General features: G+C 57.7%; 12 protein-coding genes and 2 tRNA genes. 11 read left to right on the top strand and 3 right to left on the bottom strand.

Features of this window, described 5'->3' with window-relative positions; translation table 11 throughout:
- Nucleotides 1-38 precede the first annotated feature (38 nt).
- Both HK20_RS02050 and HK20_RS02045 read left to right on the top strand, forming a co-directional pair.
- On the top strand, nucleotides 39-464 hold the full coding sequence (locus HK20_RS02050; protein ID WP_086645665.1) for an SUF system Fe-S cluster assembly protein: 426 nt from the start codon (nucleotides 39-41) through the stop codon (nucleotides 462-464).
- 18 nt (nucleotides 465-482) lie between these two features.
- A complete protein-coding gene (locus HK20_RS02045; RefSeq protein WP_086645439.1) occupies nucleotides 483-851 on the top strand; it encodes an iron-sulfur cluster assembly accessory protein in 369 nt (122 codons plus the stop codon).
- On the opposite strand, the gene rlmD is transcribed toward HK20_RS02045, so the two are convergent.
- The 3 genes from rlmD to HK20_RS02030 form a co-directional block, all read right to left on the bottom strand.
- A complete protein-coding gene (gene rlmD, locus HK20_RS02040; protein WP_086645438.1) occupies nucleotides 805-2100 on the bottom strand; it encodes a 23S rRNA (uracil(1939)-C(5))-methyltransferase RlmD in 1296 nt (431 codons plus the stop codon). The genes HK20_RS02045 and rlmD overlap by 47 nt on opposite strands.
- Nucleotides 2101-2114: 14 nt before the next feature.
- Entirely contained in the window at nucleotides 2115-4112 is a 1998-nt protein-coding gene (locus HK20_RS02035; protein ID WP_086645437.1) for a DEAD/DEAH box helicase, read from the bottom strand.
- A 171-nt stretch (nucleotides 4113-4283) separates the two neighbouring features.
- Entirely contained in the window at nucleotides 4284-4739 is a 456-nt protein-coding gene (locus HK20_RS02030; protein WP_086645436.1) for a hypothetical protein, read from the bottom strand.
- A gap of 164 nt (nucleotides 4740-4903) precedes the next feature.
- Here HK20_RS02030 and HK20_RS02025 point away from each other — a divergent pair, with 164 nt between their 5' ends.
- The 9 genes from HK20_RS02025 (at nucleotide 4904) to HK20_RS01985 (ending at nucleotide 14037) form a co-directional block, all read left to right on the top strand.
- Complete coding sequence (locus tag HK20_RS02025) at nucleotides 4904-6337, top strand: NAD(P)H-hydrate dehydratase (protein ID WP_086645435.1); 1434 nt, start codon at nucleotides 4904-4906, stop codon at nucleotides 6335-6337.
- 90 nt (nucleotides 6338-6427) lie between these two features.
- Nucleotides 6428-6512 (top strand) — tRNA-Leu (locus HK20_RS02020).
- A gap of 95 nt (nucleotides 6513-6607) precedes the next feature.
- The gene (tig, locus tag HK20_RS02015) at nucleotides 6608-7942 is read left to right on the top strand and encodes a trigger factor (RefSeq protein WP_086645434.1); all 1335 of its coding nucleotides are present in this window, start codon (nucleotides 6608-6610) and stop codon (nucleotides 7940-7942) included.
- A 170-nt stretch (nucleotides 7943-8112) separates the two neighbouring features.
- Entirely contained in the window at nucleotides 8113-8775 is a 663-nt protein-coding gene (locus HK20_RS02010; protein WP_179290119.1) for an ATP-dependent Clp protease proteolytic subunit, read from the top strand.
- A 120-nt stretch (nucleotides 8776-8895) separates the two neighbouring features.
- On the top strand, nucleotides 8896-10161 hold the full coding sequence (gene clpX, locus HK20_RS02005) for an ATP-dependent Clp protease ATP-binding subunit ClpX (protein ID WP_086645432.1): 1266 nt from the start codon (nucleotides 8896-8898) through the stop codon (nucleotides 10159-10161).
- 204 nt (nucleotides 10162-10365) lie between these two features.
- The gene (gene lon / locus HK20_RS02000; RefSeq protein WP_086645431.1) at nucleotides 10366-12867 is read left to right on the top strand and encodes an endopeptidase La; all 2502 of its coding nucleotides are present in this window, start codon (nucleotides 10366-10368) and stop codon (nucleotides 12865-12867) included.
- A 141-nt stretch (nucleotides 12868-13008) separates the two neighbouring features.
- Nucleotides 13009-13296: an HU family DNA-binding protein gene (locus HK20_RS01995; protein WP_086637932.1), complete on the top strand. Its 288-nt coding sequence runs from the start codon at nucleotides 13009-13011 to the stop codon at nucleotides 13294-13296.
- An 88-nt stretch (nucleotides 13297-13384) separates the two neighbouring features.
- Nucleotides 13385-13459 (top strand) — tRNA-Val (locus HK20_RS01990).
- Between the two features lie 212 nt (nucleotides 13460-13671).
- Nucleotides 13672-14037, top strand: coding sequence for an NADH-quinone oxidoreductase subunit A (locus HK20_RS01985; protein WP_059024086.1), 366 nt, complete (start codon nucleotides 13672-13674; stop codon nucleotides 14035-14037).
- Nucleotides 14038-14041 lie beyond the last annotated feature (4 nt).

Raw genomic sequence — 14041 nt, 5'->3', positions numbered from 1 at the left:
TTCAGGCGCAAACACAAGCATCTGCTCCGCCGCAGGATATGCCGGTGGAAACTGTTCTGCACGCGGAGCATGATCAGGCCGCAGGCGCTACCGCAAAGGTGGAAGGCTGGACCCCTGATGGTGATGCCGCTCCTCAGGAGGGGGAGAGTAAAGTTACAGGCCCGGCATCCGAAGATGCCGTGATCGAAGCCATAGCCACGGTGCATGACCCGGAAATCCCGGTGAATATTTACGAGCTGGGGCTGATCTACGCCATTGACCTATATGACGACGGGCGCGTGCGTATTGAAATGACATTGACTGCCCCGAACTGTCCCAGCGCACAGGAACTGCCCATTCAGGTCAAGGATGCGGTGGAAAAAGTGCCCGGCGTTAAATCAGCCGAAGTGGAAGTTGTATGGGATCCGCCATGGGATATGTCGCGTATGAGCGATGAGGCCCGGCTGGCCCTGAATATGTTCTAACGGAAAGGATGGAGTGTTATGTCCCAAACAGCGACCATTTCATCAACCAAAAGGGAACTTCCCCCTCTTATGCGGCTGACGGATACAGCCGCCACACGCCTGCGGCACCTGTACGCCACGGCGCATGCGGGTGAGTTGCTGCGTATTTCCGTTTCTACCAAAGGCTGCTCAGGCAAAGCCTATGACATGGAGTTTGTGACGCAGAGCGGGGAAGGGGACGAAGTTGTTAAAGACCACGGCCTGACCCTGCTGGTGGACCGCAAGGCCACCCTCTTCCTGATCGGTACACAGATGGATTACCGTGAAACCGATCTGGAGGAGGGGTTTGTGTTCATCAACCCTAATGAGAAAGGGCGTTGCGGCTGCGGCGAGAGCTTTCACGTTTAAAGCGGCACACGGCTTCGGTTTCGGGCGACCACAGGAACTGGTCAATGACCGAAACCGTCTCCAGCCTGTAACCGGCCTGTGCAAGCTGGCTTGCATCGTTGCTTAACGCGGCCGGGTTGCAGCTCACGTAAATCACGTAGTCTGGCTTGCCCAGAGCAATCTGGCGCATCTGCAGCTTTGCCCCCGCATGGGGCGGGTCCAGCACAACCACATCTGCCTTGCCTAAATCCTTGCCCATAATGGGTTGGCGGTTCAGATCACGGCAGACGGGGGTAACGCGGGATTTGCCAACACTTTTAAGGGCTGCCAGAGCGGGTTCATACCCTTCGTAAGCTTGGACCTGGCACCGGTCCCCCAAAGGCAGGCTCAGCGTGCCGCACCCGGCATAGAGTTCAATCAGGCTGGCGCGCTTGCCAAGGCGTGCGGGTAAGGCGTCTAGCACAGCCTGCTGGATGGCTGTTTCGCTCTGGGCAGTTGCCTGCAAAAAAGCACCGGGAGGGGGTGTAAGCTGGTGCCCGGCAATAGTCTGGTAAACAGGCGCACGCTGCACCGCAGTTTCATACGGGGTTGCAGCCTTCAGGCGCTGCCAGCTTATGCGTGGAATATCCAGTTCTTCCGCCAGCGCCGTCAGGCGTTGCCGGTCCGTGGCAATGAGCGGAGAATCGGTGCTGAGCAGAATATCCAGCCCCGAATCCAGCAGATTGATGTGCAGGTCAGCCGTTTTGTGCACAGCATTCAGGGTGCGCAGGGTGGCGCGTAATGCTGGCAGGCTGGACACAATGGCCGGGTGCAGCACTGCGCAACTGGTCATGTCTGTTACGTCCTGGCTGCCTTTGGCGTGCAGGCCAATGACAATACCCTGCTCCGTCCGGCGTACTGCCAGATCAGCCCTGCGGCGGCTGTTAGGCGGCACCTGAAAGCTGGTTATGTCCTGCGGGATGTCAAACCCGGCTTTTTCCAGTGCATGGCTTACCAGCCCGGTCTTCCACGCCAGAAGGGAGGGCTGGTCCATATACTGCAAGGTGCAGCCGCCACAGCGCTCAAACAGCGGGCAAGGCGGGGTCGTTCTATGGGGGGAGGGTGTGACAATCTCAACCAGCTGGCCGCGCCCATTAGGCTGGATGCGGATGCGGACCTGCTCACCGGGGAGCGTCCCTGCAACAAAGACGGTATGTCCGTCAGGGAGCCGTGCGGCACCATCTCCCTGAGTTGCAAGATGGGAGATGGTGACTTCCTGTATGTCGGACACTAATTTTCCTTGGGTCAGGATGCCACGTCAGAGACGTGGGCGGTATCCTGCACTGTTTCTGCTTCAAGCACACCCGGTGTGGCCGGGCGTGAAGAATTACGGCGTGGGAGCAGCATGAAGGCGGGCGTCTGGTCACCAAAGCCTGCAAATTCGCCTGCGGGTGCGGGCGGAATTTCATCACGCTGGTTGCGCCCACCTTTATGGGGCTGGGGCTTATTGGCAACAGGCTGAGCGGCCTGCTGCTGGGCAGGGCGCTGCTGTTCACGCTCACGGTTGGATTCACGGTCGCGCTCGCGGGTTGCTTCACGCGTGCGGTTGGGTTCACGCTCCCGCTGTGGGGCTGGTTTGTCCTTGCGGTTTTGTCCGCCACGGGACTGGCTGCCGCCGCGTGGGCGTTTTTCTTCCGACCATTCCAGTTGCTGCACGCCTTCTATGGAAAGGCGGGGAATGGGCTTGCCGGTCAGTTGTTCAATGGCTTCGGCCAGCGTCTTGTCATACGGCGAGGCAATGCTGAAGGCATGCCCTTCGCGCCCGGCGCGGCCAGTGCGGCCAATGCGGTGGACGTAGTCTTCCGCATGGAACGGCAGATCAAAGTTGAACACATGGGACAGGCCGCCAATATCAATGCCACGGGCGGCTACGTCCGAGCAGACCAGTACCTTGAGTTCGTTGTTCTTGAATTTTTCCAGAGTGGAAAAACGCACGGACTGGGGCAGGTCCCCGTGCAGGGCACCCACTGAAAAGCCGTGCTTGGTCAAGGATTTGGTGAGAACATCCACATCGCGCTTGCGGTTGCAGAACACAATGGCGTTCTGAAGTTCCGGGTCCTTGAGCAGCAGACGCAGTGTTTCGCGCTTGCTGAATTCATCAACAATGACCAGCCCGGTTGTAATGGTTGTTGCCACGGAAGACTGGCGTGCAACCGTGATTTCCTTGGGGGAATGCAGGAACGCATCCGCCAGTTTGCGAATGGGCGGCGCCATTGTTGCCGAGAAGAACAGCGTCTGGCGGGAAGGGGGCAGCAGGCTGACAATTTTTTCAATGTCAGGAATGAACCCCATATCCAGCATCCGGTCTGCTTCATCAATGACCAGAATTTTGGTGTGGTTCAGCAGCAGGCCGCCGCGTTCAAACAGGTCGAGCAGACGGCCGGGGGTTGCTATCAGCACGTCCACGCCGCGGTTGAGCACTTCCTTCTGGTCAGCCATGCTCTCACCACCAATCAGCAGGGCATGGTTGAGCTTGAGGTGCTTGCCGTATTCCACAAAGTTTTCCGCGACCTGCAAGGCCAGCTCACGCGTGGGCTCCAGAATGAGCGAACGCGGCATGCGGGCACGAGCGCGGGAGTCGCTCAGGATTTCCAGCATGGGCAGCGTAAAGGATGCTGTTTTGCCGGTGCCGGTCTGGGCAACGCCCAGCACGTCGCGTGCCATGAGCACGGCGGGAATGGCCTGTGCCTGAATGGGGGTGGGGTGCTTGTACCCCATCTCATCAATGGCCTGCAGAATGGGCTTGGAAAGCTCAAGGTCGGCAAAGGTTAGCGTTGCTTCTTCCGCAACGGGTTCCGCAGTTGCTGGTGTGGCAGGCTCAACCGGGGCGGGAGCAGCTTCTGGCGCAGGGGCAACCGGCACCTGCAATTCCACGGCAACGGGGGCTTCCGCCTTTGTTGCAGGGGCGGATTTGGTGGCCGTGGCCGCCTTTGTGCGCCGTCTGGCCGGAGCGCGTGGTTTTTTGGGAGCCTCTTCGGCTGCGGCGTCTGTGGTTGCGCCTTCATTTGCAACTGCGTCCGCTACAGGCTCGGCAGCCGATTCGGCTTTTGCTGTACGGCGGCGGGGTGCGCGCTTTTTGGGAGCGGGTTTTTCCTCAGCGGGAGCATCGGCATCGGCTGCGGGAGAGGTGTTTTCCACCTCGGTATCCTGCACATCCAATGCGGTTGAACTGGCGGAAACCGCCGCCTTTTTCCGGCTGCGAGTTGTCGTCTTGCGGGGGCGGGCGGTTGTTTTGGCTGTCAATATGCTCTCGGAACTTAGGTCTGTCGTTGCTCAGCTTGCTGGTGGCTTTGTGCATGTCCGGCAAAGACCGTTTGCCAGTTATTCCATGGTATTACAAAGCCACTCAGGCGCTAGTTCCGATAAAGGTCTTTGGGCTTAAAATCAAGTTTTTGGCTGGGATACTTGCTATCTTCACACAAAAGGATGGCCAAGGCTGGCTGCTAGCACGGTAATGATTCCCAGAGCCACAATAACCAGCACCTGCTTGCGTACCGAGTCGAAACCCGATGCCTGTGGGCGGATGGCCCGGCGCAGCTTCTGGTAGGTGCCCATATACATCCGTACAAACAGTGCCGCCATGATCAGGCCCAGCAGTTGCATGACGTTGGTTGTCCACGGTGCGTTGGCAAACCCGCCTTCGTGCAGCACCAGCAGCCAGCCGGTGATCAGCGTTGTGGGAATGGCGTGTGTCAGCCCCTTAAAAAAACGGGCCATGGTCTGCAGGTGCACGGAGTTGCGCTGTGTCTGGTCCAGAAGGCTCAGGCTGGGGCGCAGCACAACAGCCGCATAAGCGCCACCACCAATCCACATGATGATGCTGATGAGGTGGAGAGCGAGAACAAGGCTCCAGAGGATGGAATGTGGCATGGTGTCTCCGTGTTGGCACGGTTGGGGGTAGGGATGGGCGCGAAGGCTGTTAGGCGCAGCATCATGCCCGGTGCGTATCTGCCTGCCTGATTGCCAAGGGGACGGGGCGGGTGCAAGGGGCTATTATGCTTGACAGTAGTCACACACCCTGTGCGGAGCCAAGCATGCAACCTGCTTATCCTTCTTCCCTCAGCCTTTATACCCCTTTGCAAATGGGGGAGGTGGACCGGCAGAGTGCAGCCCATGTGCCTGTTGCTACGCTTATGGATAACGCAGGCCGGGCCGTTGCGCGCGCCATCCGCCGGTACGAGCGGCCTGCGCGCGTGCTCGTGTTGTGCGGGCCGGGGAATAATGGGGGGGATGGGTACGTAGCCGCCCGGTATCTGGCAGGTATGGGCTGGCCGGTTGCCGTGGCGGAACTGGCTCCCCCTCGGGCGGATACGGATGCAGGGCGCGCCAGTGTCGCCTATGAAGGACCGCGTGTTCCTTTTGCTCCGGCGGAAGCCGCGCGGGCTGAATTGGTGGTGGATGCCGTATTTGGTGCGGGGCTTAGCCGCGATGTGGGTGGCCTAGTGGCCGAAACACTGGCCGCAGCCCGTCGGATTGTGGCGGTGGACACGCCCTCAGGGGTGGACGGAGCCACAGGGCAGGTGCGCGGTTATGCGCCGCAGGCTGCCATGACTGTTACGTTCTGCCGGTTCAAACCCGGTCATCTGCTTTACCCGGCACGGGGGCTGCTTGGGCGTCTGATTCTGGCGGATATTGGTGTGCCCGACTCTGTGCTGGCGGCCGTGCCAGCCAACACGTGGCACAACAGCCCCGGATTGTGGGCGCTGCCCGTGCTGGGTGGGGAGAGCAACAAATACACGCGAGGCGTGGTGAGCATTTGTGCCGGGCAATCCATGCCCGGTGCCGCGCGGCTATGTGCCTCTGGTGCGCGCTCCGTGGGGGCGGGGCTTGTGCGCGTGGCGGCTGGGGCTGGGGCTCCGGCATACCGTCTGGGGCAGCCGGGCCTGATTGTGGATGATGCCCCGTTGGCACAATTGCTGGAGGACAAGCGTAGGCATGTATGGGTCTGCGGTCCGGGGTTGGCAGAGGTAGAGGTGGAGGCAGCCCTGCCCATGCTGCTGGACTCGGGGCGGAGTGTGCTGGCCGATGCTGGCGCACTAAGTGCCTGCGCCGGGCAGCCGGAAAAACTGCGTGGTGTTTCCGTGATTACTCCCCATACGGGTGAATTTGCACGGGTGTTCGGCCCTGTGGGGGATAATCCGCCCGAGCAGGTGCGGGAGGCCGCCCGGCAGATTAATGCTGTGGTTGTGCTCAAGGGGGCTTCCACCATGATCGCCGCCCCCGATGGACGGCTGGCAATTAACACGCATGCCACCGCAGCATTGGGTACGGCAGGGTCTGGGGATACGCTCTCGGGCGTGATTGCGGCCTTGCTGGCGGCAGGTATGCCTGCGTGGCAGGCAGCGTGTGCGGGCGTCTGGCTCCATGGGGAGGCCGGTTTGCAGGCCGGTCCGTGGCCTGTGGCGGAGGATCTGGACCGCTATCTGGGGCTTGCCCGGCAGAAGGCGGAGCAGGCGCAGGGGCACTAGCATGTGCAAAATCCGTTTCGGTGTCTTGCCGTGCCCGGCACTTTGAGCTAAGTCCACGCATCTTGCCGACGGTGAGTATATTGAGTGTGCGCGGGCGTGGTGGAATTGGTAGACACGCCAGATTTAGGTTCTGGTGACGCAAGTTGTGGGGGTTCAAGTCCCTCCGCCCGTACCAATAAATTTTCATGCTCCCGTCCGCAGTCCGCCGCCGCCTTTTGGCGTTAGTGCAGCGGGTGACTGATTTTTTGTACCGAGAGGAAGGCCTGGCCGATGCAGGTTACCGAGACCCTTTCTGAAGGGCTGAAGCGTGGTTTCACAGTTACAGTTCCGGCCGCGGAACTTGAGGCTAAGCGTGATGCGCGCCTTAAGGAAGTTGCTGGCAATCTGAACCTGCCGGGCTTCCGTCCGGGCAAGGTGCCTGTCTCTCTGGCACGCCAGCGTTATGGCGATGCCATCTGGGGCGAAGTGCTTGAACAGGCCGTGAGCGATGCCATTCGCACCGTGTTTGAAGAGCGTGGCCTGCGCCCCGCTGGCCAGCCCAAGGTTGATCTGGTTTCCGGTCAGGAAGACAAGGGCGCGGATCTGGAATTCAAGGTGGAAAGCGAAATCCTGCCAGAAATTGCTGTGCCGGACCTTTCCGACCTCGCGCTGACCCGCCTGAAAACCCCGGTTTCTGACGAAGCGATCAACAAGGTGCTCGAAGATATTGCCAAGCGTGGCCGTACCTTTGAAGTGATCGAGGAAGTGCGTCCCGCAGGCAAGGGCGATGTTGTCGCCATTGACTTTGTTGGCAAGCAGGACGGCGTTGCCTTTGATGGCGGTACCGCTCAGGACGTGAATGTTGAGATCGGTGGCGAAGGCTTTATTCCGGGCTTTGCCGAGCAGATCGAAGGCATGAAGCCGGGTGAAGAAAAAGTCATTACCGTGACTTTCCCCGCTGATTACGGCGCAGAAGAGCTGGCTGGCAAGGAAGCAACCTTTGACATCAAGGTGAACCAGCTCAAAAAAGCTGTGGACGCCCCGGTGGACGAAGAGCTGGCCAAGAACATGGGCTTTGAAAGCCTTGAACAGCTCAAGGATCTGGTGCGCAAGCAGATCGAAGGCGAATACGACCAGATGTCCCGCCTGCGTATCAAGCGTGACCTGCTCGACATCCTTTCCAGCAAGGCAGATTTTGCTGCCCCTGAAGGTATGGTGGAAGCCGAGTTCCAGCAGATCTGGAATCGGGTGGAAGCCGACCGCAAGGCTGGTCAGCTTGATGACGAAGATAAAGACAAGGACGAAGACACCCTTCGCGCTGACTACCGCAAAATTGCGGAACGTCGCGTGCGGCTGGGTCTGCTCCTTGCTGAAATCGGCCGCAAGAACGGTATTTCCGTCAGTGCGGAAGAACTTGGGCGGGCTGTGCGGGCAGAAGCCATGCGCTACTCCGGTCAGGAAAAAGAGGTCTTTGAATTCTTCCAGAAGAATCCGCAGGCCGCTGAATCCCTGCGCGGACCGATTTTTGAAAACAAGGTTGTCGATTACCTGATTGAGCTCGCCAAGGTCACGGACAAGGACGTGAGTCTGGAAGAACTATCAGATATTCCCCCAGCTAATATCTGATAAAACGGCTCTGTCCCGCCAGTGTGAACTGGCGGGACATTCTTTTTGGGGCTGTTTTTCGTTTCTGGGGTGGCATATTGCCACTTTATCTCTATCTTGAATCAGTGTGCCTGACCCTGGTTCTGTCCATGGCAGAGGCAGGGAGGGGCGTTTAAGTTTTTTGTACGGGAATGAGTGGTATGAGGGATCGTGATCCCGTTGAGATCTTCAGCAATGCACTGGTGCCGATGGTGGTCGAACAGACCTCTCGCGGTGAACGGGCTTTTGATATCTATTCCCGCCTTTTGCAGGAACGGATCATCTTCCTGACCGGGCCTGTCTATGATCAGGTTGCTTCGCTTATTTCCGCGCAGCTTCTGTATCTGGAAAGTGTGAACCCGACCAAGGAAATCTCCTTTTACATCAACAGCCCCGGTGGTGTTGTGTCGGCCGGTCTGGCTATTTATGACACCATGCAATACATCCGCAGCCCCGTAAGCACGGTGTGCATCGGTCAGGCGGCCTCCATGGGCTCCCTGCTGCTGGCTGGCGGTGAAAAAGGGCGCAGGTTTGCGCTGCCTAACGCGCGCGTCATGGTGCATCAGCCCTCTGGCGGTGCACAGGGGCAGGCGAGCGATATTGAAATTCAGGCCAAGGAAATTCTGATTATCCGGCAGCGCCTGAACGAAATCTACCGTGAACATACTGGCCGCACGCTGGAAGAAATCGAGCAGAAGCTTGAGCGTGATAGCTACATGTCCGCAGCCGAAGCCCAGTCTTTTGGTATTGTGGATGAAGTGATCAGCCACCACAAAGCGGCCGAAGCAGGTAAAAAGGATAAAGGTCATCCTTAATCTGGCATACTTTAAGCCTCCTGTTACAATAAGGGGGTCGTCTGTTCCTGGGCATGCAGAAAAGGCTCAGGGCTTGGCTCCGGGGTCCGTGGAGTCCGGAGTGATCGGGGGAGTGGGCTGATGAGTACAAAGTCCGGAGAGTCCAAGAACACGCTGTATTGCTCGTTCTGTGGCAAATCACAGCATGAAGTGCGCAAGCTTATTGCTGGCCCCACCGTGTTTATCTGCGATGAATGCGTTGAACTCTGCATGGATATCATCCGTGAAGAGAACAAGACCTTGCAGGTCAAGTCGCGCGAGGGTGTTCCTACCCCCAAGGAAATCTGCAAGGTTCTGGATGACTACGTTATTGGTCAGATGCAGGCCAAAAAGGTGCTCTCCGTAGCGGTGCATAACCACTACAAGCGCCTGTCGCAGGTGACCAAGGCAGGCGATGTGGAAATTGCCAAGTCCAATATCCTGCTCATCGGGCCTACGGGTTCGGGTAAAACACTGCTGGCCCAGACTCTGGCGCGTATTCTGGACGTGCCCTTTACAATGGCTGATGCCACAACCCTGACAGAAGCCGGGTATGTGGGGGAAGATGTCGAGAACATCATCCTCAAGCTGTTGCAGGCATCCGATTACAATGTCGAACGCGCCCAGCGCGGGATTGTCTATATTGACGAAATCGACAAGATTTCCAAAAAATCGGACAACCCCTCCATCACGCGTGACGTGAGTGGGGAAGGCGTGCAGCAGGCTCTGCTCAAGCTGATGGAAGGCACTGTTGCCTCTGTTCCCCCGCAGGGTGGTCGCAAGCATCCGCAGCAGGAATTCCTGCAGGTGGATACGACCAACATGCTCTTTATCTGCGGTGGGGCTTTTGCCGGGCTGGACAAGATTATCTCTGCACGTGGCAAGGGCACGGGCATTGGCTTTGGGGCTGATGTACGTTCGCTCGATGACCGCCGGATGGGGGAAATCCTGCACGACGTTGAGCCTGAAGATCTGATGAAGTTTGGCCTTATCCCCGAATTTATCGGGCGTCTGCCTGTTCTGGCAACGCTGGGTGATCTGGACGAGGCCGCACTGATCAAGATTCTGACCGAGCCTAAAAACGCTTTGGTCAAGCAGTACCAGCGCCTCTTCCAGATGGAAGATGTCCAGTTGTCCTTTACGGATGATGCGCTCAAGGCCATTGCGGACCGGGCCATTGTTCGCAAAACCGGGGCCCGTGGGTTGCGTTCCATTCTGGAGAGCATCCTCATGGCGACCATGTTTGACCTGCCGGGGCTTGATACGGTCGAGGAGGTGGTTGTCAACCGCGAGGTGGCGGATGGCAAGGCCAGCCCGGTCTATGTTTACGGCAAGAAGAAAGACGTGCCAGCAGAGCAATCCGCCTGAGGCAGGTTAGAGTTTTAGCGTAAGCAGCACGAGCGGGTCACCTGTTCGTGCTGTTCTTGCCTCTGCCCTATTGTTCCGGGTTGTGGGCATAACAACATAAGAGAAACACGGGGGTATTCCCTTTTGGGGGTACCTTCTTCAGTGCAGGGGTATGCCGCTTGGCGGGTGCCCGGCACCGATCGTCCTTATCGGGAGGTCATGACGATGGCTGATAACGAAAAACCGGCACCACGGCGTAGGCGCAAGAGCGATCAGGCAGTTTCGGCCGTGCCCGAACAGTCTGTTCCTGCGGTTGATGCAACTGTCGTGGAAGCCCATACCAAGAATACCCACGTGGCTGTTCTGCCGCTGCGCGATATTGTGGTTTTCCCTCACATGATTGTTCCGCTGTTTGTCGGGCGGGAAAAATCTGTAAGGGCTCTGGACTCGGTTACAAAAGACGACCGGCACATTCTGCTGGTAGCCCAGAAAGACGCGGCACAGGACGACCCCACGCCTGACGATATTTATCGGGTTGGCACGCTGTCCACCATTCTGCAGTTGCTCAAGCTGCCCGATGGTACGGTTAAGGTGCTGGTTGAAGGGGTTCGCCGTGTGCGCGTTAAGGCGCTGCATGAGGTAAATGGCCACTTCGAAGCCGATATTGAGGAAATGCCAGCCGAGGCGGCTATTGGGCCGGAAGCCGAGGCTCTGGGCCGCTCCATCGTGTCGCAGTTTGAGCAGTATATGAAGCTCAACAAGAAAATTGCGTCCGAGGTTCTGGTCTCGCTTAACCAGATCAATGATCTGTCCAAGCTTGCAGATACGGTGACGAGTCACCTCTCGCTCAAGATTTCCGAAAAACAGGAAATTCTGGAGGCCCCCACCGTACAGGGGCAGCTGGAAAAGGTTTTCGGCCACATTGAAGCAGAAATAGATGTGCTTCAGGTGGAAAAGAAAATCCGCAACCGTGTCAAACGCCAGATGGAAAAGACACAGCGCGAGTACTATCTGAACGAGCAGCTCAAGGCCATTCAGAAAGAACTCGGCGAAGGTGAGGACGGCAAGGACGAAACGGCCGAAATTGAAGAGCGGATCGCCAAGACCAAGCTCTCCAAGGAAGCGCGCGAAAAAGCTCTGAGCGAGCTGAAGAAGCTGCGCGGCATGAGCATGATGTCCGCCGAGTCCGGGGTTGTGCGGAACTACCTCGACTGGATTTTGAGCATTCCGTGGAAAAAGCGGACCAAAGTGCGTCATGATCTGGTTGAAGCAGAGGAAGTTCTGGACGCCGATCATTACGGGCTGGAAAAAGTCAAGGAACGCATTCTGGAGTATCTGGCGGTTCAGAGCCGCTCGCAAAAGCTCAAGGGGCCGATTCTGTGCCTTGTCGGGCCTCCGGGTGTGGGCAAGACCTCCCTCGCGCGTTCCATCGCCAAGGCGACGGGGCGGCATTATGTGCGCATGTCTCTGGGTGGCGTGCGGGATGAGGCCGAAATTCGTGGGCACCGCCGCACCTATATCGGCTCCATGCCCGGCAAGATCATTCAGGGCATGAAAAAGGCGAAGGTATCCAACCCGCTCTTCCTGCTTGATGAAATTGACAAGCTGGGGTCCGACTGGCGGGGAGACCCGGCTTCGGCTCTGCTGGAAGTGTTGGACCCTGAACAGAACGGCACGTTTGCTGACCATTATCTGGAGGTCGATTACGACCTGTCCGATGTCATGTTTGTGACAACGGCCAACAGTCTGGATATGCCCCAGCCGCTGCTGGACCGCATGGAGGTCATTCGCCTCTCCGGTTACACGGAGGATGAAAAGGTCGAGATCGCCAAGCGTCACCTTATTAACAAGCAGATCGAGGCGCATAACCTCAAGCCGGGTGAATGGTCGATCAATGAGGACGCTCTGCGTGACGTTATCCGGTATTACACGCGTGAGGCCGGTGTGCGTAACCTTGAGCGTGAGCTGGCCAAGCTTGCCCGTAAGGCGGTGAAGGAGATTGTGACCGGTAAGGCCAAAAAGGTCGCGGTTACGGCGCGTAATCTGGAAAAATACGCAGGCGTGCAGCGCTTCCGCTACGGTGAGACCGAAGCGGAGGACATGGTCGGTGTTGTAACCGGGCTGGCCTGGACCGAAGTGGGCGGGGAAATCCTGACCATTGAGAGCGTTATGGTGCCGGGCAAAGGTGGCATTGTTGAAACCGGCAAGCTGGGCGACGTCATGAAGGAGAGCATCTCTGCTGCGTTCTCTTTTGTGCGGAGTCGGGCGGCCAGTTTTGGAATCGTGCCAACGATCTTCGACAAGCGCAGCTTCCATGTGCATGTGCCTGAAGGTGCGACTCCTAAGGACGGTCCTTCCGCAGGGGTTGCCATGGTGACATCTCTGGTAAGTGTTCTGACCGGTATTCCCGTCCGTCGTGACGTTGCCATGACGGGTGAAATAACGCTCAGGGGGCGTGTTCTGGCGATTGGGGGGCTGAAGGAAAAGCTTCTGGCGGCTGTTCGTTCAGGTATTCGCACGGTGTTTATTCCGCAGGAAAACGAGAAGGATCTGGCGGAAATTCCTGACAGCGTGAAGAAGAATCTGGAAATTGTACCCGTTTCGCATGTGGACGAAGTTTTGGCCCGTGCACTGGTCAGCCAGCCTCAGCCGATTCACTGGGAAGAGGTGCCCGAAACAGTGCCCGCCAACGGTGCACAGGCAGTTGCTTCGGTGCTGCCGCATTAACCAAAATGCATGAGAAGCCCGAAGTTTGCGTTTGCTTGGTTGACGTAGGAAAAAACGGCTTCATAGTGCGTTCAGGCAGCGGAGAGGCGGACGAAACCCGCCCGCCGCTCCTATGAATTGAAAGAAAGTGAAAGGCGTAAGATGGAGAAGCCGCTTAACAAGCAGGAGCTCGTCTCAGCAGTAGCAGAGGCCGTTGACCTGCCGAAGGCTAAGGCCGGAGAAGTGGTCGACGCCGTATTCGGTGCGATTGAAAAAGCTCTGTCCACAAAGCAGGAAGTACGTCTGGTGGGCTTTGGCACGTTTGTGACCGCAACCCGCAAGGCTGCCAAAGGCCGTAACCCCCGTACCGGCGAGGAAATTGATATTCCGGCTTCTACCTCTGTCCGCTTCAAGCCGGGCAAGGCACTGAAGGACGCCGTTAGCAAATAATCCTCCTTCGGATTTTATTTCAGACCGGCCGGCAATTTCTTTGAAAAAAGGGGTTGCCGGCCGTTTTGTTTTATGACACATAGGGCGCGGGCGATTAGCTTAGCGGTAGAGCATCTCGTTTACACCGAGAGGGTCGGCGGTTCGATCCCGTCATCGCCCACCATTCCCAACATTGTGTGTTGTGGAGCAGAATAATTTATTCTGCTAATGGCTTCCTCCTCCGGGCAGGGAGCCTTTTTTTTCGCCAATCCATTTTATTCACAACAAAGTGGCCGCGACCATACGCGTTCGTGCATGGCCGTCTGCATTTTGCGGGTCTAGGGTGACTGCATCAAACGGCTTATTACAAGCCTTTCATGCGTGCGGGAATTTTCCATGCAGTCTGTTCTAGGCGATTATGCCCCGGTTCTGATTTTTGGTTGCGTATCGGTTGTTATCGCGGCCGCAATGCTCGGTATGGCTCTGTTGAGCGGGCACCAAAAACCATATCCTGAGAAGCTCACGGCGTATGAGTGCGGGTTTGGCCCTTTTGATGATGCCCGGCGCCGCTTTGACGTGCGGTTTTACCTAGTGGCCATTCTGTTCATTATTTTCGATCTGGAGGTCGCGTTTCTGTTCCCCTGGGCTATCAGCCTGGGGCGGATCGGGCTGTTCGGCTTTTTGTCCATGCTTGGCTTTTTGGCCGTGCTGGGGATCGGCTTTTTGTATGAATGGCGCAAAGGCGCGCTGGACTGGGATTGAGAGA

The organism is Acetobacter sp. DsW_54 (assembly GCF_002153575.1).
GTDB classification, from domain to species: Bacteria; Pseudomonadota; Alphaproteobacteria; order Acetobacterales; family Acetobacteraceae; genus Acetobacter; species Acetobacter fabarum.
Note: the sequence above shows the minus strand (reverse complement) of the source record. Positions and strands in the feature narration are given on the sequence as shown.

What these genes read in the sequence shown, in the direction of transcription:
- HK20_RS01985 (WP_059024086.1), top strand. Translation starts at nt 13,672, where the DNA reads ATGCAGTCTGTTCTAGGCGATTATGCCCCGGTTCTGATTTTTGGTTGC.
- clpX (WP_086645432.1), top strand. Translation starts at nt 8,896, where the DNA reads ATGAGTACAAAGTCCGGAGAGTCCAAGAACACGCTGTATTGCTCGTTC.
- HK20_RS02045 (WP_086645439.1), top strand. Translation starts at nt 483, where the DNA reads ATGTCCCAAACAGCGACCATTTCATCAACCAAAAGGGAACTTCCCCCT.
- HK20_RS02030 (WP_086645436.1), bottom strand. Translation starts at nt 4,739, where the DNA reads ATGCCACATTCCATCCTCTGGAGCCTTGTTCTCGCTCTCCACCTCATC.
- HK20_RS01995 (WP_086637932.1), top strand. Translation starts at nt 13,009, where the DNA reads ATGGAGAAGCCGCTTAACAAGCAGGAGCTCGTCTCAGCAGTAGCAGAG.
- tig (WP_086645434.1), top strand. Translation starts at nt 6,608, where the DNA reads ATGCAGGTTACCGAGACCCTTTCTGAAGGGCTGAAGCGTGGTTTCACA.
- HK20_RS02025 (WP_086645435.1), top strand. Translation starts at nt 4,904, where the DNA reads ATGCAACCTGCTTATCCTTCTTCCCTCAGCCTTTATACCCCTTTGCAA.
- lon (WP_086645431.1), top strand. Translation starts at nt 10,366, where the DNA reads ATGGCTGATAACGAAAAACCGGCACCACGGCGTAGGCGCAAGAGCGAT.
- HK20_RS02050 (WP_086645665.1), top strand. Translation starts at nt 39, where the DNA reads ATGCCGGTGGAAACTGTTCTGCACGCGGAGCATGATCAGGCCGCAGGC.
- HK20_RS02010 (WP_179290119.1), top strand. Translation starts at nt 8,113, where the DNA reads ATGAGTGGTATGAGGGATCGTGATCCCGTTGAGATCTTCAGCAATGCA.